Source organism: Mesorhizobium sp. C268A (genome assembly GCF_040324475.1).
GTDB lineage: Bacteria > Pseudomonadota > Alphaproteobacteria > Rhizobiales > Rhizobiaceae > Mesorhizobium.
Window position 1 is genome coordinate 1,203,717 of the sequence record NZ_JAMYVX010000001.1, and the last position, 22,823, is coordinate 1,226,539.

Genomic DNA, 22,823 nt, shown 5'->3' on the forward strand with positions numbered 1-22,823 from the left:
TGCTCGATTGACTGGTGCCGATCGCGGCACGAAAGACAGTACCATGCCCATGGTTCGCGTATTCCTCTCGGTTGCCCCGGAGCACAACGCAACGCCTCCAAATGTGATTAAGGCCGGCAGAGGGTTAACGGAGCGCTAACGGATCGCGGCTAATTTGATGTTTGTTCCAGGCCTTGCGCGAAACCGACACAGTTGCGGTTGAGCATGGTCCGGGTTGTGTCGAGTGTCGGGCGGATCTTCCGTGTCAGCTTCGGATTTCAGGCAAATCGCCATACGGACGGAATCGGGAAAAGCCGAAAGGCTGTTTCGCGCCGCCGTGTCGGCGTTCTGCTCGCTGACCCGCCCGTCGCGCCGCGAGATCGCCCAGCTCGAGGATCTGACGCTGCCGCTGTTCGACAGCGTGCCGGACGAATCGCGCCGCTATGTCGCCGCCGCCCTGTCCGAATGCGAATATGCGCCGGCCGCCCTGGTGCGGCGGCTTTGCGAGGAGCCGGTCGATGTCTGCGCGCCTTTGCTCGTCCGTTCGCGGGCGCTGGGCGACATCGACCTGATCGCGTTGATCGGCCGCCACGGCCTGCCGCATGCGCGCGCTATTGCCCGCCGCAAGGATTTGAACCCGGCCATCGCGCAGTTGATCAAGGCGCTGGAAAAGCCGACCCTGGTGCGCGTGCGGCAGCCCGAGCCGATCGCCGACGTGGCGGGCAACGGTGCCGAAGCCGCTGCCGCCGCTCCCAGCGCACCAAAACTGCCCGGCAGCGCCGCCGAAACCGCCAGGCGCCGCCTGCGCTCGATGATGCTCGCCGAGGGCGAGGCGACATCGGTCAATCCCTTCGTCGGCTCAGCAACTTACAGCAAGCTGCGCGAGACGGCGCTGACCGGCAACGCCGCCTTCTTTCAGACCGCGCTTGCCGACGCGCTCGACATCGACTTCTCCACGGCGCGGTCGCTGACCGAGCATTCGAGCTATGTCTCGTTGCTCGCCGCGCTGCGGGCGCTCGACCTCAGCGAGGACAGGGCATTCCTGATCGTGGTCGCGGTTTACCCCCGGGAGTTTCCGCACCCGCAGGCGATCCGCATCTTCCTCGACCGCTACCGGCTGCTGCACCACGAGGCGGCGCTCGACAAGGTGCGCGGCTGGAAGGCCGAAACATTGTCGCGAGCGGTGCGCGGCAACACCCCTGTCGCCGCGAATGGCGACCAAGCGCCGGACGTCGACAAAGCCAACCTAGGGGCCAGCCTCAAGGCGTCTTGACGGAGAGAAGCTCCTCGACGGAAACCGTTGCGGCCTCGATCTCGACCACCCAGATGTCGGGATCGAATTTTTTCTCCCGCTCAAGCCTGGCGTCAAGCGCTGCGGCATCGTCGCCGGCGCCGAGCAGCGTGAAAAAGCGATCATCCGGTTTGTCCGAATCGTAGCTCGTCTGCGGCGCCGGGCCGAACAGGGAGACCTCGCCCAGCTTGCCGCGGGAGAGCACGAAGACAGCGCCGGCCTCGGTTGCGCCGCGCTTGACGACGGCCGCAAAGCCGCCGGCGCCGAAAACACGGCGCAGCAGGGCCGACACCCAAAACTCGGTGGTTACGCGCATGACGAGGCTCCGGAGGACATGCGCGGCGTCTTAGCCGGATTTTCGTCTATCCGCGAGCGGTCGTCTTGACCACTCAATTGGTCAGGCCGATCTCGCGCATCTTGACGTAGACGACCTCGTCGGGCTCGCCCGTTTCCGGCAGGCCGAATAGCGACTGGAATTCCTTGATCGCCGCCTTGGTGCGGGCGCCGACGACGCCGTCGAGCTGCATGTCGTCATTGCCGAATGCCTTCAGGCCGGCCTGGATCTTGACGATGCGGGCATCGGGCGCCTGGGCGGATACCGGCGCGGAAACCGGGATGGGCGCAGGCGCGGCCTCGGGCGCGGCAACTCGAGCGGCGGCCATATCCACGGGCCTAGGCACAGGATGCGGGATGCCAGCTGTTGTCTGCTTGGCGCCGAGCTGGTCGAGCAGGACGGCGTCGATCTCACCGGAGGCCGGCAGGCCAACTTTCTGCTGGTATGCCTGGATCGCCTTTTGGGTATTCGGCCCGGAAATGCCGTCGACCGTTCCCGTGTAGAAATCGAGATCCTTCAGGATGCCCTGGACCTGCTCGACGGTCGGGTCGCTTTTGACCGGTGCCGGGCCGGGCCGCAGGATGTTGATGGTGGTTTCGGGTTCGTCCGCGCCGGGGTGCGGAAAACCCTCGATGCTGCGGGTGGCGAAGAAGGCGCCGGCATGCGGAAACGGCTGGTACCACAGCGCGTTGGCGGAAACGTAGAACAGCGTCACCAGGAAGGCGGTCGAGCCGCCGACCAGGACCGGATTGCGCGAGATCGCGCCGCCGAGCGCAATCGCGCCGGCCTCGAACGCGCCGCTGCGGCGCTTGACCGCCTTAGGCTGTTTTGCGGAGCGAGCCATTCCTGTCCCCTTTCGCGTCGCCTTTCGTCCTGGTCGCGGGCATCGGCAGCACCCCGTTCCTGTCGGTCGCGCTCCTCTTCGGCCCGTTCACCGGCAGGCTGATCGTGACCGTCGTCCCCTCGCCCGGCATGCTTTCGATCGACATCGTGCCGTCGTGCAGCGCCACCAGGCCCTTGACCAGCGACAGGCCGAGCCCGGTGCCCTCGAAGCGGCGCGTATAGTCGTTCTGGATCTGCATGAACGGCTTGCCGAGATTGACAAAATCTTCCTCGGCGATGCCGATGCCGGTGTCCCTGACCCAGAAATGCAGCCGCGAGCCGATCCGCTTGGCGCCGACGACGACATCGCCGCCATCGGGCGTGAACTTGACCGCATTGGAGACGAGGTTGATCAGGATCTGCTGCACGGCACGGCGGTCGGCATTGATCTCGCCGGCGTCCGGCGCAATCTGCGCCTGGAGATCGATGTTCTTGGCATTCGCCTGCAGCTGCATCATCGACTGGCACATCTCGACCGCTTGGATGAATCGGAACGGTTCGGGCTCGGTCGCGTAGGCGCCGGCCTCGATCCTCGAGACATCAAGGATGGAGGTGACGACGGCAAGCAGATGCTGGCCCGACTCCTTCACCAGGCCGACATACTCCTTCTGGCGCGGGTCCTTGAAGCCGCCGAACATCTCATGCAGCAGCATGTCGGAAAAACCGATGATGGCGTTGAGCGGCGTCCGAAGCTCATGGCTGACGACCGCCAGGAAGCGGCCCTTTGCCACCTCGGCCGACGCTGCGGCCTCATTGGCGGCAGCAAGCTCGTCGCGCAATTCGGCAGTCTCGTCGTTCTCGCGCAGCAGCAGAGTGAAGGTCTCCTGCTGCTCTTCGGCACGCATCAGTTCGAGCTGAAATGGCCGGTAATTGTCGGCCGTCGAGGCGCTGCCGTCCTGCGGCAGCCTTACCCGAAGATCGAGCCGGCGCGCCAGGGCGCCATCGCGCATGTCGGCAAGCGCGCTGAGATAAGCGACGCGATCGGACAGGTGGATGCGGTCGAACAGCCCGGCGCCGAAAAGCAGTTCCGGCGGCAGCTTCAGGATGGTGCGCGCCTTGGCCGAGGCATCCAGGACCTCGCCATGCCGGGCGACATGCAGGACAACGGCGTCGATCATGTCTTCAAGGCGGTCGTTTGGAAGCAGCGCGGGCTGCGCGCGTGCGGCATCGCCTAGGGCTGCGAGCCGGGGAACCAGCGTCAGGCCCCAGGCGAGCGGCAGCAGCCAGTGCCACGCCGCGACTTGCGCCCCGCCGAGCGGGACGACAGAGGCGACAAAGGGCTGCAGCAGCATTGCGGCCAAGGCCGAGAGGCCGCCCCAAAGTGCCGCGCGCTTTGAACCGCCGATCCACCAGGCCTCGAATGGCAATGCCAGGGCCAGCAGCGCAACCGGCGACGCCAGGCCGCCTGCTGCCGCGACGGCGCCGGCAAGCGCAAGACCGCCGGCGGCAAGGGCAACCTGGGCTGCCAGCGTCATCTTGCCTGACGCCGCCACCAGCAAGGCGGCGAACCAGCAAAGACCGAAGGCGGCGAAAATGGCTGCGACGGTGACGGCGGCGCCCATGCCCGAGGTGACCAGTGTCACCGCCGCACCGGCGGCGAAGAACGGAGCGGCAAGCATGATGCCGATGAACCGGCGCTGGCGCAGGCGATCGCCCTGGCCGATGATGGCCGGATGGACCATGCGTTCGCAACCGGCCGCCAGCGCGCCAGGCAGTTCAATATATCTGGCAGTTGTCAAACTCAACGCACTCGCACCCGGTCGTGACTGCCCTGCTTTGCAGGTCGCTTTTGCTTGTTTGAAACTCGCATCCAGCGTTTAAGGAATGAATAAGGCTGACCGGAACAACGAGCGCGCTGCGGCAAAAATTGGAGCGCCGGCACCGGAATGCACCGCCATTTGTGGCCATAGTAAACGGAGCGTTATGTGCAAAGGGCGTGCCCGTGGCTGCGAAACCCTGAGCCGGCATGCCTGCTCTTCTGAAGATATCCATGCGCAACAATCGCTTAGATGGTTACTGCAAGGTTAAGAAAATTGCCGGCATTTGAGGCTAATGCACTGCAAAACGCCTCGCTTCGAATTTGCCTAAAATTTGAGGAAAATTTTCACTGAGCAGGAAAGCCGTCCTTTGCGCCTCATGTGCCATTGTGGCTGATATAAAGAGGTCATTGCGCATGGACGCATGATCCGGTCATTGGACGAGAGGGCAGATCGATGGGCTTTTTGATAAGAATGGCGTTCTGGTTTTCGCTGGTGTTGCTAGCGCTGCCGCTGACCGTCGGCCCCGACGAGGATGGCCGCGAGAGCGTCGGGCCGTTCCAGGCGCTTTTTGCGGCGCGCGAAGCGGTCGGCGACATCGCCGGCATTTGCGAGCGTAAGCCGGACGTCTGCGAAACCGGCAAGTCGGCGATGCATACGATCAGCGCCCGGGCCAAGGAAACCGCCAAGATCGCCGCCGCCATGCTGGACGACAAGAGCGCCGAGACCTCGCCCGATACATCGCTGGCCACCGGCAGCGTCGCCAAGGACATCGTGCTGCCGGCGACAGTCAACATACCTGCCAAGCTGGTGGCGAAGAACTAAACACCGTTTCAGCTGTATCTACAGCGACACCGCAGGCCGGTCGGACCTCTCGATGCCTGCGGTGCTTTTCTTCTTTTTCCGTGACGCCGGAGCCGCGGATGACTATATCCCGAGCAATGGCCACGACGATCCAGACGATCCGCGACGACTTCTCCCTGCTCGACGAGTGGGAAGACCGCTATCGCTATGTCATCGAGCTCGGCGAAGCGCTGCCGCCATTTCCCGACGCCGAACGCAACGCCGCCAACAAGGTGCCGGGCTGCGTCAGCCAGGTCTGGCTGACCACGAACCGAGCGCCGGGCGCCGATCCGGTCATCACCTTCACAGGCGATTCAGACGCTCATATCGTGCGCGGTCTGGTCGCCATCATGCTGGCGCTGTTTTCGGGACGGACTGCCAGCCAGATCCTTGAAACGGACGCAGAGGCGACGCTGAGGTCGCTTGGCCTCGACGAACATCTGTCGCCGCAGCGGGCCAATGGCCTGCGCTCGATGGTCAAGCGCGTCAAGCGCGACGCCGAGATGGCTCTCAAGCAGACTGCTTGATTGCTCTATCTTCTCTTCTTTCGACGCAATTCCCAAGAGAAAGCGCTCGGCAGTTTTCCTGGAATTGTTCTAGAAACAAAAACGGCGCCGTAAGGGGCGCCGTTGATCTTGTCCATTGGAGCCGGTGTTACCGCCCCTTGCGCTTGCGGCCGAGGCCCATCTTCTTGGCCAGCTGCGAACGGGCAGCGGCATAGTTAGGGGCAACCATCGGATAGCTGGCGTCGAGATTCCACTTCTCGCGGTATTCATCGGGCGTCAGACCGTAATGGGTCATCAGGTGGCGCTTCAGCGACTTGAACTTCTTGCCATCTTCAAGGCAGACGATGTAATCGTCATGAACAGAGCGCTTCGGGTTTACCGCAGGCTTCTGCTTGTCGGCCGGAGGCTGTTCGCTTGCTCCGCCCACGCGCCCGAGAGCGGCATGGACATCAGCGATAAGGTTCGGCAATTCGCCGACCGGCACGGGATTGTTGCTGACATAGGCTGCCACCACATCGGCGGTCAGCTCGATCAGCGCATCGCTATTTCTGGAAGGTGTTTCGACGATATCCATGGTTTAGGCCCCAACGAAGGATGTTTCTGTTTGCGCCCTTTTTGGAAGATCGGGCATGGCGCGAATTTCACGCGGGAAGAGCTTCATGGATTCGCGTCCGGGCATCTTAATGAGCCCCCAGACAAAGTAAGTCAATTCGCATCTTGCGCTATATTCAACGATATTCATCGAATAGTCGCTCTTCAGCTTCAATCTTTCGTGCACTCTGTAACTTCGCGATATTTTCTGGTCGGACCAGGACTAGCATGACGTAAGGTCACGCCGTCGCTAAATCAGCAAGGACTCATAAAGTGGGCAGCGATGCTTGGTCTATGCTTCAAGATTTGGGCGGCTGATTGTCGGATTCGTACCAAACCGCAAGTTGCAAAGCGTTGGCGAAACACGCCGAAGAAGATCTTCGGTCTGACCGGATTCAATACGGCGTGAGGTATTTTCCATAGACCCAGCCACTAACAAAACCACCATTTTGCGCCGGGTCGTGCCAAACTTGACACCATTGATAGCGAATTGCCTGTTTCTGTTTCCAGTGCGGCTGGCCGGCGATCTCCAGAAGATTCAAGCCGCTGGTGCACTTGCCGGTCATCTGCAGGATCGTCCCGTTGGGATAGGCGGCCTGCTTCTGCGAGGTGCCGGACGGATATTTGCGAACGTTGAGCGTGTCGCCGAACGGCACGCCAGCCACTTGCCAAGCGGCGAACGCGGTTGCATGAGACTGGCCGGTGAAAGCCAGAACGGTCGAAGCGACGACGGCGAGAGCCGCAGCGGTGTTGATATGGAAATTCATCATCCTCTCCTTTTGGCTCATCTCCCGAGCCCGCCGCAACCAATACATCCCGGCCCTTGAACCCGCGCTGATCGGCGTGTTCATTTGCCATTCAAGTAATTTCTTCAGTGAGACGCAATGACCAAGACCTCAGCTTTTCCGACCGCCAGCCCGCCGAGCCCCGAGAAACACCCCGTCTTCGACACGCATCACGGCATTACCCGCACAGATGACTATGCCTGGCTGAGGGCCGAGAACTGGCAGGCGATGTTCAGGGACCCTTCCCTGCTTGAGGGCCGCATCCGCGCCCATCTCGAAGCCGAAAACGCCTATCAAGCAGTGCTTATGGCCGATACGCTAGAGCTTCGGAAGCAGCTGTTCGGCGAGATGAAGGGGCGCATCAAGGAAGATGATTCGACGGTGCCGATGAAGGATGGCCCCTATGCTTACGGCTCATCCTTCAAGCTTGGCGGCGAACAGCCCCGCTATTTCCGCATGCCGCGCGATGGCGGCGATGAGCAGATCCTGCTCGATGGCGACGCGGAAGCCGAGGGCAAGCCCTATTTCCGCCTCGGCGGCGTCGACCATTCGGCCGATCACCGCAAGCTGTTGTGGGCGTTCGACGACAAGGGCTCTGAATTCTTCACACTTCGCGTGCGCGATCTCACCAGCGGCAAGGAACTGAGCGACCAGATCGAGGCCACCAGTGGTGGCGGCGTCTGGAATGCCGCCGATGACGGCTTCTTCTACACAAGGCTCGACGACAATCATCGCCCGTCCAAGGTGTTGTACCACGCGCTCGGCGGCAGCCCCCTTAATGACCGGCTGATTTATGAGGAAACCGATCCCGGCTTCTTCATGGATGTCGGCGGCACGCGCTCCAACGAATGGATCATGATCGGGATCAACGATCACGAAACCTCGGAATATCACCTGATGCGCGCCGATGAGCCTTTCGCCGAGCCAAAGCTGGTGGCAAAGCGCGAGACTGGCCTGCAATATGATCTGGAAGAAGGCGGCGACATCTTCTTCGTCCTCACCAATGCCGACGGCGCCAAGGACTTCAAGATCATGACGGCGCCGGCTAATGACCCGGTTCGCGCCAATTGGGAAGAGCTGGTGGCGCACGAGCCAGGCCGGCTGATCCTGTCGGTGGTCGGCTTCAGGGATCATATGGTCAGGCTCGAACGCAAGGAAGGGCTGCCGCGCATCGTCGTGCGCGATCGCCGCAGCGGCGAGGAGCATCTGATCTCGTTCGACGAAGAGGCGTTCTCGCTCGGCCTGTCGGGGTCCTATGAATACGACACCGAGATCATGCGCTTCACCTATTCGTCGATGACGACCCCGGCGCAGGTCTTCGACTACAATATGCGCAGCCGCGAGCGTGTGCTGCTGAAGACCCAGGAAGTGCCGTCCGGTCACAATCCGGATCATTATGTCACGCGCCGGCTGATGGCGCCGGCCGCCGATGGCGAACTGGTGCCGGTCTCGCTCCTGCATCACCGCGACACGCCGCTCGATGGCTCCGCACCGTGCCTGCTTTACGGCTACGGCTCTTACGGCATTGCCATCCCGGCGGCGTTCAACACCAACTGGTTCTCGCTGGTCGACCGTGGCTTTGTCTTTGCCATCGCCCATGTCCGCGGCGGCAAGGACAAGGGCTATGGCTGGTATGACGACGGCAAGCGGGCGCACAAGATGAACACGTTCACCGATTTCATCGCCGTCGCGCAGCATCTCGTCGCCGAGCGTTACACCCAACACGACCGCATCGTCGCGCAAGGCGGCTCGGCCGGCGGCATGCTGATGGGTGCGATCGCCAACATGGCACCGCATAGTTTCGGCGCCATCGTTGCCGAGGTTCCCTTTGTCGACGTGCTGACCACGATGCTCGACGCAAGCTTGCCGCTGACGCCGCCGGAGTGGCCGGAATGGGGCAACCCGATCGCGTCGGCGGAAGATTATCAAACGATCGCCGCCTACTCGCCTTATGACAATGTCGCTGATCACGACTACCCGCCGATCCTGGCGCTGGCCGGCCTCACCGATCCGCGCGTCACCTATTGGGAGCCGGCCAAATGGGTGGCGCGGCTGCGCGAGCGCAAGAGCGGCGACAATCCGGTGCTGTTCAAGATCAACATGGATTCCGGCCATGCCGGCGCCTCCGGCCGCTTTTCAAGGCTGGAGGAGATCGCCTATACCTACTCCTTCGCGCTCAAGGTTACGGCCAAGCCCGAACCCGAGGTTACGGGCAAGGCTGAGAATGCAACGGAGGCGTCGCAATGATCGATCTATCCACCTTGACGGCTTACATAGCGGTTGTGCTTGGCTTTGTGTTTATTCCAGGCCCAGCCACGCTTTTGACGGTCGCGCGAGCGACGAGTTCCGGAACCAGGGTTGGCGTCGCGACGGGCGCGGGCGTCGCGGCTGGCGATGTGTTCCATACCATCATGGCGATGGTCGGCATTTCGGCGATCATCGCCACTTCGGCAACGCTGTTCAGCGTCGTAAAATACATCGGCGCGGCGTATCTCGTTTACCTCGGCATCCGCGCAATCATCGAGAGAATACCGGCCGACCCTACTGCCGGCGCACTCGCGATCTCCGCCAGCAAGGCGTTTCGTCAAGCTGTCCTGACCGAAGTGCTTAATCCAAAGACGGCGCTTTTCTTCCTCGCCTTCCTGCCCCAGTTCGTGCGGCCTGAAAACGGATCGGTGATGCTCCAGCTGATGACGCTGGGCATAATCTTTGTTCTGCTCGGCCTTTTCAGCACAGTCGTCTTTGCCGTGAGTGCGGGCCGGCTCGGCACGTTCCTGCGCCGCAATCCGTCGGTGGTGAAATGGCAAGGCAAGGTGGTTGGCGGCATCTACTGCGCGTTAGGCGTCCGTCTGGCCTTGCAGCAGCGCTGATGTCGATGCGAAAGGCGCGCCCGTCGAGGCGCGCCGATCGTCACTTTTTGAATTCCAGGCTGCTCATTTTCACTCGCATTTGCAATGGCTGCGCGCTACCCAATGCGCGCCACCTTCCAGACCATGACATACGCAAAGGGGCCACTATGTTGCTCGTCGACACCTATCTCGAGAAATCACCGATCCAGGGCATCGGGGTTTTCGCCAGGAACCACATTGCCAAGGGCACGCTGGTCTGGAAGCTCGACCCCAGATTCGACCGGATCATCGACGTCGAGACCTATGAAGGCGAGAGCGGCCCGGTGAAGAACTATCTCGACCGTTATTCCTATCCAGACCGCCGGGATCCGAACTACATCGTCTTCGAAGCCGACGACGCCCGCTACATGAACCATGACGACGAACCGAATTGCGACGTCTCCTCGCCCGAGGAAACCTATGCCTTGCGCGACATCGCACCCGGCGAGGAACTGACCTGCAATTACAGCCATTTCTTCGAGACGGGCTTCGACTTCCTCGGCGATCGCCACCTGTAGATCGCCACCTGTGGCCGGGATCACTTGGCCGGCTTGCTGCGCACCGGGTAGCCGTTGGGATGCGGCGGCACCGCCTTGAGATAGGCGGCTATTGCCGCGCGATCTTCCGGCGGCAGTTCGGCCATGTTGCGCTGCACGTCGACCATGGCGCCGCCGACCGAATCGAAATCAGGGGTAAAACCGGTTTCGAGATAGTTGGCGATGTCGGCTTCCGACCAGTCACCGAGCCCGCCTTCGCCCGATGTGATGTTCGGCACGATGCCGCTGCCTTCGGCGGCCGCCGCGCCAGCCAGCCACTGGCTCTTCCTGGTGCCGCCGGTGATGTCGCGCGGCGTGTGGCATTCGCCGCAATGGCCGGGCCCCTCGACCAGATAGCGGCCGGCGAGTACCAGATCAGGCGTGCCATCGGCAAAGGCAATCACCGGCTCTTTGCTGAGATGGAGCCGCTTCCACAGGCCGAGGCCGCGGCGGATGTTGAAGGGGAAAGTCAGGGAATTGTCGGGCGCCTTGCCGGCGACCGCCGGCAGCGTCTTCAGGAACGCATAGAGATCGGCAATATCAGCCGGCTTCATCCGGGCGTAGGACGCGTAGGGAAAGGCCGGATAGAAATGCTCGCCCGACGGCGACACGCCCTTCAGCATGGCGTTGGCAAGGTCCTCGACCGTCCAGGCGCCGATGCCGTCCTTGGGATCCTGTGAGATGTTGGGCGGCACGAAGGTGCCGAACGGCGCCTTGAGCTCGAGGCCGCCGACCAGTTGCAAACGGCCGTCGCCTTGCGAGCCCGGCTTGGCGTGACAGGAGGTGCAGCCGCCGGCATTGAAAATGCGCTTGCCCCTGGCGGCGTCGCCGGGGCCGAGCTGCGCCAGGGTGTCAGTGTCGAGCTTGACCGGCGCCGACAACAGCCAGCCGGCGCCGGCACCGACGACGCCCAGGACAAGGGCGGCGCCGACAAATTTTTTCCACAAGGGCATTGCCCGGGATCAGCTCTTCTTCACCCGATAGGTCTTGTGGCAGGTGCCGCAATCACTGCCGAGCGTATCGATCTGCGCCTTCAGCGCATCGACATCGGCGGGTGCGGCGGCGACTGCGGCCTTGACGTCGGCGAGGTACTTGTCTTCGGTCGATTTGAAGCCCGCCATGTCTTTCCAGATTTTGGGCGAGGCGGTGGTATCACCGCTGTCGCTGCCGGCCGGGAACAGCGTGTCGACATCGAACTTTTCCGCGTTGACCTGCAGCGCCTGCAGCGCCGTCAGCACGGCGGCGGCATCGAAGTCCGCTTCGCCCTTGGCGATCTTCGACAGGCCGCCGACGATCTTGCCTCGTTCCTTCATCAGTCCCTGTCGGTCGAGGATCGGGTCGGCAAAAGCCGCCGAGGCGGCGAGGCTGAGCATAGAGATAGCGATAACAAGCTTTCTCATTCAATTGGCTCCAGGATGATGAGGGGTCGCGACCTAACGTTAACGGAGGGCGGGCCGGGATTATTCCCTGTCCGCCGGCCGGATTCTGCCGAATTTTGTGTGCCTGCTGCTTCAGCTGAGAAAGAAAAGCCCCGGAGTACCGGGGCTTCTCTGGGTCGATCAGGCTTTCGCCTCTTCGTACATTTCAAGGACATGGTCCCAGTCGATGAGGCTGTCGACGAAGGCCTCGAGATATTTCGGCCGCGCGTTGCGGTAGTCGATGTAATAGGAATGTTCCCAGACATCGACGCCGAGGATCGGCGATGCGCCATGGACGAGCGGGTTCTCGCCATTCGGTGTCTTGGAGATCGCCAGCTTGCCGTCGTTGACCGAGACCCAGGCCCAGCCCGAGCCGAACTGCGTGATGCCGGCGGCGATGAAGTCGGCCTTGAACTTGTCGTAGCCGCCGAGGTCGGCGTCGAAAGCCTTCTGCAGGGCGCCCGGAAGCTTGTTGCCGCCGCCGCCCTTCTTCATCCACTTCCAGAAATGGATGTGGTTGTAGTGCTGGGCTGCGTTGTTGAAGAGGCCGGCATTCTTGCCGAACGACTGTTTGACCACCTCTTCGACCGACAGATCGCCGAGGCCCGCTTCGGCGGCCAGCTTGTTGCCGTTGTCGACATAGGCCTTGTGGTGCTTGTCGTGGTGATACTCCAGCGTCTCCTTCGACATGTAAGGCTGCAAGGCCTCGTAGTCGTAGGGCAAGGCGGGCAATTCAAAAGCCATCGGTCATACTCCTCATGGAAAAATCCGGTGCGGATACCGGATTAAGATAGGGCTGCATTGATCTGGAACAACTCCGGAATGAAGCGCCAATTGCCTTTTAGCGGCTCAACCGGCGGAAGTCGAATGCGCCCATTCCCAATAAAGGTCGCGCGCTTTCTTGGCCACCGGCCCGGGCTGCAGATCGCGGTCCTCGATGCGGGTGATCGGCACGACCTTGGAATGATTTCCGGTCGAAAAGATCTCGTCGGCTTCGAGAAAGTCGCGCACCGACAGCATCTTCTCCGTGGTCTTGAAGCCGTAATCGCCAAGCAGCGTCATGGTGCGCGAGCGGGTGATGCCGGACAGGAAGGTGCCGTTGGGCGCCGGCGTCAACACGTGGCTGTCCTTGACCAGGAAGATGTTCGAGGTTCCGGTCTCGGCGACATTGCCCAGCATGTCCAGCACCAGCGCATTGTCGAAGCCGCGTCCCTTCGCTTCGAGGATGGCGCGGCCATTGTTGGGATAGAGGCAGCCGGCCTTGGCATTGGTCGGCATGGTCTCGATGGTCGGCCGCCGGAACGGCGACACGGTGATCGAAAAGCCGGTCGGCGAGATCATCGGCGATTCGTAGAGGCAGAGGCAGAAACGGGTCGAGGCCGGATCGGCCGGCACGCCCATATAGCCGCCATGCTCGGCCCAGTACATCGGCCTGATGTAGACCGCTGTCTTGCCGTCGAACTTCTTCAGCCCGTCCCAGGTCAGTCCAACAATCTCATCGGCGCTCATCGACGGCGCGAGGCCGAGCGCGGTCGCCGATGCGTTCACCCTGGCGGCATGCAGCTCGAGATCGGGGGCGACGCCTTCGAACCAGCGGGCGCCGTCGAAGACGCTGGTGCCGAGCCACATGGCGTGGCTGCGCGGACCCAGAATGGCGACGTTGCCTTCGTACCAGTCGCCGTCGACGAAGGTCCATGTCGCCGATAGCGCCGCAGTCACCAGTGTCATTGTTCGGTTCCGCTTCAAAGCTGCCTGTGCCAAGCATTGGAAGATGCTTTGACCGGCGCCGTCAACCGGCATGGAGCGGTTTTTGTTGAGGCCAGAGCGCCCCAAGAAAGCGATCAAGACCACAATCGATGCTTGCACCTTGCGCCGCCTGCCCTCAAAACTGTCGCCATGCATTACGCGGCTTACGTTTTCGACGCCTATGGCACGTTGTTCGACGTGCACGCAGCCGTGCGCCGTCATGACGGCGAGATCGGCCCCGACGGCCCGCTGCTTTCGGAAATCTGGCGCGCCAAGCAGCTGGAATATTCCTGGGTGCGCACGCTGATGGGCGGCTATGCCGATTTCTGGCAGCTCACCGAACAGGCGCTCGATTTCGCCCTGCTCAAGGTTCCCTCCGCCGACAAGGGACTGAAGGCCAAGCTGCTCGAAGCCTATTGGCGGCTCGACTGCTATCCGGAAGTGCCGGCCGTGCTCAAGGCGCTGAAAGCATCCGGCGCCAAGCTCGCAATCCTGTCCAACGGCTCGCCCGAGATGCTGGAAGCGGCGGTCAAGTCGGCCGCCCTCGACCAGGTGCTGGACGATATCTTTTCGGTCGACGCCGTCAGGCGCTTCAAGACCGACCCGTCGACCTACGACATGGTGGCGACGGGCTGGCGACTCTATCCGGGCGCCGTCTCGTTCCAGTCGTCCAACCGCTGGGACGTCGCCGGCGCCACCAAATTCGGCTTTCGCACCGTATGGATCAACCGCGCCAACCAGCCCGAGGAATACCGGGATTTTCCGCCGGCGCTGATCCTGCCGTCGCTTGAAGGCCTGCTGACCGGCGGCTGATCACTCTGTTGCCTTCGAGCAACAGTGGCAGGGCGGTCACAGCTTCGCCTTTGTTTGTCCACCCTCAGGCCAGAATCGGAACCGCCTATCGCGTCAGGCATTGGGGGAGGCCGACCACTGCGCCGCTTGAAGGCATTCACGCTTTCTTGCGATTCGAGACTTAAAAAAGGCAACCATGTTGAAGACCGAAATCGACCCCTATCGCCTGAGCCGTCGCGGCTTTCTGAATGCTGCAGCCCTTGGCGCCGCTTCGATTGCGGTCTCCGCCTGCACCACCACCGGACCGGCGCCGGCGCCGGTCGAACCGCCACCGCCGACCTATGACGAGCCGCCGCTCGGCGACTATGCGACGATGTACGGCCCGATTTCCGACAGCGGGTTCGAGCTCCCGGCCATCCCGATCAAGAAGATGGACCCGCAGTTCCTGCGCCAGATCGTTCCCGATCCGACCGGCCAGCGGCCAGGCACCATCATCGTCGATACGACCAACCATTTCCTCTATCTGGTGCGCGAAGGCGGCCAGGCGATCCGTTACGGCGTCGGCCTCGGCCGCGCCGGCTTCGAATGGTCGGGAGACGCCGTCGTCCAGTGGAAGCAGAAATGGCCGAAATGGACGCCGCCCGATGAGATGGTTGCCCGCCAGCCTGAACTGGAAGAATACAGCGCCAAGAACGGCGGCATGCCCGGCGGCCTCAAGAACCCGCTCGGCGCCCGCGCGCTCTACCTGTTCCACGACAACGTCGACACGCTCTACCGCCTGCATGGCTCGCCGGAATGGAACTCGATCGGCAAATCCGTCTCGTCAGGCTGCGTGCGCCTGATAAATCAGGACATCATCGACCTCTACGACCGCGTGCCGTCGAAGAGCCCGGTCATCGTGACGTCCGACATCGGCCAGCCGATGGCGGCGAGCGCAAACCGCAGAGCCATCCCGATCGATGGCGGGGTGCCGGATGGCTCGGTCCTGCTCGGCCCGGTGACCTGATCGACTTCATCGATGCCATGAAGCGGCAGGTTCCGCTCCATGCGGCAAAGCTCGCCAGGATCCCGATAGCTTTACGCGAATGCCTGGGGTTCGCATCCAAGATGTGCAATGCCGGCAACAGGAGGCCAAAAAAGACGTCCAGACGAACCATGGAGCCGCTGCAATCGGGGCGGCCATGCCCTGTCAATCTCGACGCTGCTGTGTTTCGTTACCGATTGATGTATATTAGACGGGAGGATGATTGCAGAGACATACATTTCATTAGATCATTGATGGCGGGGGAACGCCGATGGTGGGATTTGATTTCGATAGTCCGCCTGCCGACGGCGCCGAGGCCAACCTGTCGGCCGAATGCGAGCGCCAATTGCTGCCGCTCGTCCGCGGAATTGTCGAGGCGGCGGTTGCCGCCGGGTGGAGCCAGGAAGACGTTCTTCTGGCCATGGTCGAGCTGTCCTGGGATCTGTACGAGAAACGCCGAGGCGATCTTTAGCAGGCCTGCGTGAGCCGGATAATTCCGTAGCGCCGGCCAAGCCAGGCCATGTTTTTCTCGCGCGAACTTTTTTCTTCACTTACAATGTTTTTTCTATCCACGGGATGCGCTACGCTGCCTTTGGGCAGGACTATGGGGGATACAAATTACCGTCCGGATTTCCGGGTTGGCTGTTTGCACGGCACGGAATTTCGATGGGCTGGCAAAGCGGCTGAGGCAAGGCTGAATGAAAAATGCGGGCGAGGTTCAGGAACGCAGCGCAGGCGCCGATCGGGTCGATCGGCACGCCCTCGGACATAATCCCCGAAAATGCCAATCCCAGAAGAGCAACCATGCGGGGGAGCGGGATATGCTCTGTCCGCAGCCCTGGATCGCTCCCGGAGGGTCGCCATCGCCGAAGTCGCCTACCTCGCGGGATTTTCGGATCAAGGCCATTTGGCCACCGCCATGAAGAAGCACAAGGGAAAGAAGCCATGATTCGGGCGATAACTGCTGCCGGATCGTCCGTGGCAATGACAGATAGTCGACCAGCTCTGTCAATGGCCGCGCGATCTATATTCGGAATACAACGCTGGATTGCGACGGCACACTATGTACAATAACTAGGCAAAATGGTAAGATAAGATCGGAAAATAGTCAGGTAGCCTTGGCTAAAAATTCAAACCTGTAAATTTATAGTCAAAATCCTGGTAAAATTTTCATTTGAGCTCAAATTCTTCTTTGCAATATAAAGCAGCATCTGTAGGATTCGAAGGAACGCCCAGGAGCAAACGTGAATTCTGGGCGCCTCGATACAGCACAGGATTGGATTGATCGGCGCAGCAGTGGCAGAGACGAAGATGCAACATAGAGGCAACGTCCAGGAAAGCGCCGGGACAGAGCGGCGGCGCGCGGATCGTCGCATCTTCGACGGAATTCCGGAAAGCGCGGGGCGCTACCTGGTCACGTTTCGAGGCGGCGCGGCTCATGTCGTTCATGGGCCGGGATCACACACATTCAAAGCGGCGGAACATTTCGCTTCGGTTCTGCTTACACCCTCACCAGGGATTGCGGCATCGCTGGGCAGCGACAAAGTCCACGAATACGACGGCGACGTCGGCATGATCATGATCGTCCCAGCCGACCTCGGCGGCAAGGTGACCCGGTCATCCACCACGGAAAGCGTAATCGTGGCGCTCACCCCCGAGAGTCTCTTCGAGCTGGCAACGCGTGAATTCGACACCGGCCATGCCGAGCTTCAGCCGCCGCCGTACGGGACCGTCGACTTCCAAGCGCTGCAACTCGCGCAGTTGCTGAAGGCGGAACTGACGGATCGGGAAACTCCAAACGAGTTCTATATCGATTCGTTGGTCACCATGTTCGGCGTCCATTTGCTTCGGAACTACGCAGGAGCGCGAAAGTTGCCACAAGCCCCAAAGGGCGGTCTGTCGAACCGCAGCGCCCGGCGGGTGCGCGAATTCCTGGAGGTAAATTTTTCCAGCAAAATCGCGGTGGCCGAGTTGGCCGCACTCTGTGGCCTTTCGCCGAGCCATTTCATCCTGGCATTCACCAAGACCTTTGGCGAGCCGCCGCACAAATACCTACTGCGGCTGCGTCTCGATTTCGCCGAAAAACTTCTCATCGAGAGCGACCTGTCGATTGCGGAAGTCGCTCACCTCAGTGGATTCTCGGACCAGAGCCACCTGACGGTCACCATGTCCAGATACCGGAACAGAACCCCCAGGCAGGTGAAGCTGCAACGTTAACGACTGTTGCGGCGCGCATGATTGTCCGCGGCGATACCTCGATTGATCTTCAGTATAGTCGAAGGTTGTGTGGCAGAGCAGTCACAGTTGTCGCGCAGGGACCAAATACCGGATTTTCCTACAAAGATTCCGGATTATTCCAAAATACCTGCACCGCGAATGTGCTCATGGTCGCGATTGAAGTCATTTGGGGCGGGGGAGCAACCAGATGATACAGCATGTCGGATTGTCCCATGGACATTCAATTCGCGGAAATCGAGGTCTTCGCGCCTAAGGCCGAAGCGGCCTGGGCTGCACTGCAACGCCAATACGCCAGCCGGATCAGCGCTGCGGAACTCGACCATCTCCTGGCCTGTTTCGTGCTTGGACTGACCTCTCCGGCTTGTGGTGAAGGCGATCCGGGATTTCATTTCGATCTCTGCCGCGCGCTGGTGGCGGTAAACCTGCCGCCGGAACGGACGGAGGCTGCACTGCATGCGGTTCCAGAACCGACGCAGCCATGGGTCGCGAGCGCCTATCAGCTGATTGAAAAACAAGGCGCGAAGGTCGGTCTCTCGTTGCGGGAGAAGACGCGCAATTTCGAAGATTTTTTGGCCACCGAGGCGAATGGTGCGGCACATCAGAGCGCCTCGGCAATTGCGAGGAAAAACTAGCATGACCAAACGCGTCGAGGGGCGGAGAAGGATCGAACTTTCTTCAAGCTTTGTCGGAAACTGGATCGCGGGCGCGGCCGACAGCCGCTCGGTGCGGCGCCGCCTGATGGCGGTGCTGCGCAACGCGTGCCGCGTGCTCGGCATGCGACGCAAATGTCTGGGGCTTGGCACGCTGGGCAGCGGCAGAATTGCGGCAGCGGCGCTGGGTGCAATCGCATTCGGGAGCATCGCCACCCCGGCGTCCGCGCAGTATGCCGCCGGCGGCGGCACCGCGACCGCCAGTGGCTCAGTCGCTATCGGCCCGGCCGCGACGGCCTCTCAGCTCAATGCTGTTGCGATCGGGACCCGGTCTGTCGGGTCAACGCAATACGCAGTGGCAATCGGCCAGGATGCGCAGGCCACAGGCACCGGCGGCGCGGTGGCGATCGGCGGCGGCGCGATTTCAAACAACATCAATACGGTAGCCATTGGCGTTCAGTCCGACGCCACTGCGGCCGGGGCCAGCGCACTGGGCACAAACTCCCACGCTTCGGGATCGAACTCCACCGCGGTCGGTGTCGGCGCCACGGCCAGCAACAATTATGCGTTCGCCACTGGCTACGGGTCGGTAGCCAGCGCCCAATACGCATACGCCATGGGCTATCAGTCCAGTGCTAGTGGCCTGCGCGGTATGGCGCTTGGATATCAAGCAACCCAGAGCGGAATCGATTCCCTTGCCCAAGGTACCAACGCCAATGCAGGCAGTCAAAACGCCATCGCGATAGGCTTCCAGTCGGTCGCGTCCGATATCAACTCTATCAATATCGGCGCGCGCACCGTTGCGGGGTCAGGGGCCTTGGCCCAAGGCGCCATCGCCCTTGGCACGGATGTCACAGCAAATCAGCAAAACGCCCTTGCCATTGGCGTCCTGACCAAAGCAACGGGAACGAACGCCGCAGCGGTGGGTAGAGGAGCCAGTGCATGGGGCAACCAGTCCATCGCATTCGGCACGGGCGCGCAGGCGGGCGTTCAGGCCAACACGGCTGTGCCCAACAGCATCGCGATCGGTACCAATTCGCTCTCTTCGGGCGCTTTCGCCACGGCGATGGGTGCTACCTCGGTTGCGAGTGGCTCCGCCAGCACAGCGATCGGCAACACGGCTGTCGCCAGCGGCGCGAACGCCTCCTCATTCGGGTCCGGCGCGAATGCGACGGGAGACAATTCTCTTGCCGCCGGTGTCAGCGCCGCCGCTAGCGGGATTGCCAGCACCGCGCTCGGCATCGGCTCCAAGGCCAGTGCCACCAACGCCGTGGCGATCGGTAATGCTGCGGTCGCCAATTCCGCCGACGCGGTTGCCATCGGCACGGCCGCGACGGCCACGGGCGGCAAGGCTGTCGCCATTGGCGCCGGCAACACGGCTTACGGCAACGGCGCGGTCTCCATCGGCGATCCGAGCTATGCCAGCGGCACCGGCGCCTTCACCGGCGGCGCCAACAACATCGCCAACAGCGACGGCACGGCAACCGCCACAGCCGCAAACCAGGCCGCAGGCGCGGTTGCCATCGGCAACAACAACAAGGCCGTCGGGCAAGGCTCCGTGGCGCTGGGCAATGGCTCGACGGCGGGTGCAGCCGGCCTTGCCGGCAATGTCGCGCTGGGCAACGGCGCGACGGCGACGGCAAGCTCCGGCGACGTAGCGCTCGGTTCGGGCTCGGTGACCGCGACGGCGGTCGGCACCAGCGGCGCGACGATCGGCGGCACGGCCTACAGCTTCGCCGGCACGACGCCGACGAGCACTGTCAGCGTCGGCGCGCTCGGCGCGGAGCGGACAATCACCAATGTCGCGGCGGGCCGGCTCAGCAATTCGTCGACCGACGCCATCAATGGCTCGCAGCTGTTTGCGACCAACCAGCAGGTGACGCAGAACACGACGGCGATCGCCGCCAACACCGCCGACATCACCAATCTCGGCAACACGATCAACAGCATCAGCACCGGTGGCGGCATCAAGTATTTCCACGCCAATTCGACGGCGGCGGACTCGTCCGCAACGGGCACGGACTCCGTTGCTATCGGACCAGTCGCGACCGCGACGGGGACAAACGCCATCGCGGCCGGCACCAATTCGAGCGCCTCCGACGCCAACGCCTCGGCCTTCGGCAGCGGCGCCGTCGCATCGGCGCTTGACGCAACGGCGATGGGATACATCTCCAAGGCCTCGGGCCAATACAGCACCGCCGTCGGCGCCAACGCCAATGCCACAGCCACGTCCAGCACCGCGATCGGCCAGAACGCGTTTGCAACCGCCTTTCAAGCGACCGCTCTCGGCGTAGGAGCGAATGCCGGCGCCCAGAATGCAATCGCGCTGGGCGCCCTCGCCAACGCCAGCAACGCCGGCGACGTGGCGCTCGGCTCGGGCTCGGTAACCGCCGCGGCGGTCGGCACCGCCGGCACGACGATCGGCGGCGTCGCCTACAACTTCGCAGGCACGACGCCGGCAAGCACCGTCAGCGTCGGCGCGGTCGGCGCGGAACGCACCATCACCAATGTCGCGGCGGGCCGGCTCAGCAATTCGTCGACCGACGCGATCAACGGCTCGCAGCTCTTCGCCACCAACCAGCAGGTGACGCAGAATACGACCGACATCGCCGCCAACACCGCCGACATCACCAATCTCGGCAACACGATCAACAGCATCAGCACGGGCGGCGGCATCAAGTATTTCCACGCCAATTCGACGCTGGCGGATTCGCAGGCGCTGGGGACGGATTCCGTTGCCATCGGCCCGAACGCGGTCGCCAACAATGCCGGCGACGTGGCGATCGGCGCGAATGCGGTGTCGACCGTGACGACGGCTGTCGGCGGCACCACGATCGGCGGCGTTGCCTACACCTTCGCCGGCGCAACGCCCGCGGGTGCATTCTCGGTCGGCTCGGTGGGCGCCGAACGCCAGATCCAGAACGTCGCGGCCGGGCAGTTGAGCGGCTCCTCGACCGATGCGGTCAATGGTTCGCAGCTGTTTGCGACCAACCAGCAGGTGACGCAGAACACGACCGACATTGCCGCCAACACGGCTGACATAACCAATCTCGGCAATTCGATCAGCAACATTACCGGCGACACCTCGCTGGCCTACACCGACGCCAATGGCGACGGCATACGCTATGTGCGCACCAACGACCGGACGCTCGCCGTCGCCGACTCCTTCGCGCAAGGGATCGGCTCGTCCGCCCTCGGCTACCAGGCGACCGCGAGCGCCGACAATGCGCTGGCGCTCGGCCGCGACACCCAGGCCAGCGTCATCGGCGGCGTGGCGCTCGGCGCCGGCTCGGTTTCGGACCGGGCGGTCGCGCCCGTCTCGGGATCGATCCTCTCCGGCACCGGCCTCATTCCCTACAACACCGCGGACATGAGCCTGCTCGGCGCCGTCTCGGTCGGCACCTCCACCTCATATCGCCAGATCATCAACGTGGCCGACGGCACGCAGGACCAGGACGCGGTCACGCTTCGCCAGTTGAAGGGCGCGCTGAGCTCGTTCGCGGTGACGGGGAGCCTGTACTTCCACGCCAATTCGACGGCCGCGGATTCGCTTGCGGTCGGCGTCGATTCAGTTGCGGTCGGTCCGCGCACCACCGTCAATGGCGACAACGGCATCGGCATCGGCAATGGCGCCATCGTGCAGCAGACGGCGCCGGGAGGCATTGCGATCGGCCAGAATTCGACGGTCAACCAGGCCGACAGCATCGCCCTCGGCACCAACGCGACCACCAACGGAGCGCAGGCGGTGGCGCTCGGCGCCGGCGCAAAGGCCAACGAGCCGGGCAGCGTCGCGCTCGGCGCGGGCTCGACGACGGCGGCGGCGGTCGCCACCACCGGCACCACGATCAACGGCGTTGCCTATACCTTCGCCGGAACAGCTCCGACGAGCACGGTCAGCGTCGGCACCGTCGGCAACGAGCGCACCGTCACCAATGTCGCGGCGGGCCGGATCAGCGGCACCTCCACCGACGCCATCAACGGCAGCCAGCTCTTCGCCACCAACGAGGCGGTCGAAGCCATGCAGGGTAGCGTCGGCGACCTCAACCAGTTCGCCGTCCAGTACGACAAGGACGGGAACGGCAACAAGTCCAACTCGATTACCCTTGCCGGCGGCGACCCGAACACGCCGGTGGTCATCCACAATGTCGGGCCGGGCGTTGCCAACACCGATGCGGTCAATGTTCAGCAGTTCAACAGCGGGTTAGCACTCAACCTGGACAATTCGAAGAACTACACCAACCAGGTGGCGGCCACCACGCTGCAGCAAGCCAATGCGTATGCGGACTCCAAACTCAGCCAGCTCAACATGGACATGGGAGAGGTCAGGGGCGAGGCGCGCCAGGCTGCGGCAATCGGCTTGGCGGCCGGCTCGCTGCGCTACGACGATCGTCCCGGCAAGCTGAGCGTGGCCGCCGGCGGAGGCTATTGGCGCGGTGAAGGCGCCCTGGCCTTCGGCGCCGGCTACACCAGCGAGGAAGGACGTGTTCGAGCGAACCTGTCCGGTACGACGGCAGGCGGACACTGGGGTGTCGGCGCGGGCGTCAGCCTTACGCTGAACTAGAG

21 protein-coding genes are annotated in these 22,823 nt (G+C 62.7%); 12 read left to right on the forward strand and 9 right to left on the reverse strand.

The annotated features are described in order from the left end of the window. Positions 1–241: 241 nt before the first annotated feature. Positions 242–1,252 carry a DUF2336 domain-containing protein gene (locus NKL06_RS06170; protein WP_023692802.1) on the forward strand — a complete coding sequence of 337 codons (1,011 nt, stop codon included), beginning with the start codon at positions 242–244 and terminating at the stop codon, positions 1,250–1,252. On the opposite strand, the gene NKL06_RS06175 is transcribed toward NKL06_RS06170, so the two are convergent. From NKL06_RS06175 to NKL06_RS06185, 3 genes are all read right to left on the reverse strand, one after another. Continuing rightward, positions 1,239–1,586 (reverse strand): DUF1491 family protein, encoded by a 348-nt coding sequence (locus NKL06_RS06175; RefSeq protein ID WP_023692801.1) that lies wholly within the window; start codon positions 1,584–1,586, stop codon positions 1,239–1,241. The genes NKL06_RS06170 and NKL06_RS06175 overlap by 14 nt on opposite strands. Positions 1,587–1,659: 73 nt before the next feature. Then, positions 1,660–2,448 carry a peptidoglycan-binding domain-containing protein gene (locus NKL06_RS06180; RefSeq protein WP_023670159.1) on the reverse strand — a complete coding sequence of 263 codons (789 nt, stop codon included), beginning with the start codon at positions 2,446–2,448 and terminating at the stop codon, positions 1,660–1,662. Continuing rightward, a complete protein-coding gene (locus tag NKL06_RS06185) occupies positions 2,423–4,168 on the reverse strand; it encodes a sensor histidine kinase (RefSeq protein WP_023692800.1) in 1,746 nt (581 codons plus the stop codon). The genes NKL06_RS06180 and NKL06_RS06185 overlap by 26 nt, the downstream gene beginning before the upstream one ends. Positions 4,169–4,699: 531 nt before the next feature. Here NKL06_RS06185 and NKL06_RS06190 point away from each other — a divergent pair. Continuing rightward, the gene (locus NKL06_RS06190; RefSeq protein ID WP_023684546.1) at positions 4,700–5,068 is read left to right on the forward strand and encodes a DUF5330 domain-containing protein; all 369 of its coding nucleotides are present in this window, start codon (positions 4,700–4,702) and stop codon (positions 5,066–5,068) included. Between the two features lie 116 nt (positions 5,069–5,184). Next, positions 5,185–5,613 (forward strand): SufE family protein, encoded by a 429-nt coding sequence (locus NKL06_RS06195; protein WP_023692799.1) that lies wholly within the window; start codon positions 5,185–5,187, stop codon positions 5,611–5,613. A gap of 127 nt (positions 5,614–5,740) precedes the next feature. Here the strand turns inward: NKL06_RS06195 and NKL06_RS06200 are convergent, their stop codons facing one another. Continuing rightward, positions 5,741–6,166, reverse strand: a complete 426-nt coding sequence (locus NKL06_RS06200; protein WP_023673680.1) for a Ros/MucR family transcriptional regulator — start codon at positions 6,164–6,166, stop codon at positions 5,741–5,743. A 412-nt stretch (positions 6,167–6,578) separates the two neighbouring features. Continuing rightward, the gene (locus NKL06_RS06205; protein WP_023684548.1) at positions 6,579–6,953 is read right to left on the reverse strand and encodes an SH3 domain-containing protein; all 375 of its coding nucleotides are present in this window, start codon (positions 6,951–6,953) and stop codon (positions 6,579–6,581) included. 114 nt (positions 6,954–7,067) lie between these two features. Between NKL06_RS06205 and NKL06_RS06210 the strand changes: the two genes are divergently transcribed. The 3 genes from NKL06_RS06210 to NKL06_RS06220 all read left to right on the forward strand — a co-directional run bounded on the left by NKL06_RS06210 (position 7,068) and on the right by NKL06_RS06220 (position 10,374). Continuing rightward, positions 7,068–9,215 carry a S9 family peptidase gene (locus tag NKL06_RS06210; protein WP_023692797.1) on the forward strand — a complete coding sequence of 716 codons (2,148 nt, stop codon included), beginning with the start codon at positions 7,068–7,070 and terminating at the stop codon, positions 9,213–9,215. Next, entirely contained in the window at positions 9,212–9,838 is a 627-nt protein-coding gene (locus tag NKL06_RS06215; RefSeq protein ID WP_023692796.1) for a LysE family translocator, read from the forward strand. Before NKL06_RS06210 ends, NKL06_RS06215 begins: the two co-directional genes overlap by 4 nt. Before the next feature lie 146 nt (positions 9,839–9,984). Further along, positions 9,985–10,374 (forward strand): SET domain-containing protein, encoded by a 390-nt coding sequence (locus NKL06_RS06220; RefSeq protein WP_023673684.1) that lies wholly within the window; start codon positions 9,985–9,987, stop codon positions 10,372–10,374. Positions 10,375–10,394: 20 nt separating this feature from the next. Here NKL06_RS06220 and NKL06_RS06225 read toward each other — a convergent pair whose 3' ends face one another. The 4 genes from NKL06_RS06225 to NKL06_RS06240 form a co-directional block, all read right to left on the reverse strand. Then, complete coding sequence (locus NKL06_RS06225) at positions 10,395–11,345, reverse strand: cytochrome c (RefSeq protein WP_023692795.1); 951 nt, start codon at positions 11,343–11,345, stop codon at positions 10,395–10,397. A 9-nt stretch (positions 11,346–11,354) separates the two neighbouring features. Then, entirely contained in the window at positions 11,355–11,792 is a 438-nt protein-coding gene (locus tag NKL06_RS06230; RefSeq protein WP_023684552.1) for a c-type cytochrome, read from the reverse strand. A gap of 159 nt (positions 11,793–11,951) precedes the next feature. Beyond that, positions 11,952–12,554 carry a superoxide dismutase gene (locus NKL06_RS06235; RefSeq protein WP_023692794.1) on the reverse strand — a complete coding sequence of 201 codons (603 nt, stop codon included), beginning with the start codon at positions 12,552–12,554 and terminating at the stop codon, positions 11,952–11,954. Between the two features lie 105 nt (positions 12,555–12,659). Beyond that, entirely contained in the window at positions 12,660–13,538 is an 879-nt protein-coding gene (locus NKL06_RS06240; protein WP_023692793.1) for a branched-chain amino acid aminotransferase, read from the reverse strand. A gap of 168 nt (positions 13,539–13,706) precedes the next feature. Here NKL06_RS06240 and NKL06_RS06245 point away from each other — a divergent pair, with 168 nt between their 5' ends. The 6 genes from NKL06_RS06245 to NKL06_RS06270 all read left to right on the forward strand — a co-directional run bounded on the left by NKL06_RS06245 (position 13,707) and on the right by NKL06_RS06270 (position 22,821). Beyond that, the gene (locus tag NKL06_RS06245; RefSeq protein WP_023673689.1) at positions 13,707–14,369 is read left to right on the forward strand and encodes a haloacid dehalogenase type II; all 663 of its coding nucleotides are present in this window, start codon (positions 13,707–13,709) and stop codon (positions 14,367–14,369) included. A gap of 175 nt (positions 14,370–14,544) precedes the next feature. Then, entirely contained in the window at positions 14,545–15,354 is an 810-nt protein-coding gene (locus NKL06_RS06250; protein WP_023692792.1) for a L,D-transpeptidase, read from the forward strand. A 289-nt stretch (positions 15,355–15,643) separates the two neighbouring features. Continuing rightward, positions 15,644–15,844, forward strand: coding sequence for a hypothetical protein (locus NKL06_RS06255; protein WP_023684556.1), 201 nt, complete (start codon positions 15,644–15,646; stop codon positions 15,842–15,844). A gap of 809 nt (positions 15,845–16,653) precedes the next feature. After that, positions 16,654–17,589 carry a helix-turn-helix domain-containing protein gene (locus tag NKL06_RS06260; RefSeq protein ID WP_306413643.1) on the forward strand — a complete coding sequence of 312 codons (936 nt, stop codon included), beginning with the start codon at positions 16,654–16,656 and terminating at the stop codon, positions 17,587–17,589. Between the two features lie 233 nt (positions 17,590–17,822). Then, complete coding sequence (locus NKL06_RS06265) at positions 17,823–18,242, forward strand: hypothetical protein (RefSeq protein WP_023673694.1); 420 nt, start codon at positions 17,823–17,825, stop codon at positions 18,240–18,242. Position 18,243: 1 nt separating this feature from the next. Beyond that, on the forward strand, positions 18,244–22,821 hold the full coding sequence (locus NKL06_RS06270) for a YadA-like family protein (RefSeq protein WP_352580050.1): 4,578 nt from the start codon (positions 18,244–18,246) through the stop codon (positions 22,819–22,821). The last annotated feature ends 2 nt before the right edge of the window (positions 22,822–22,823 follow it).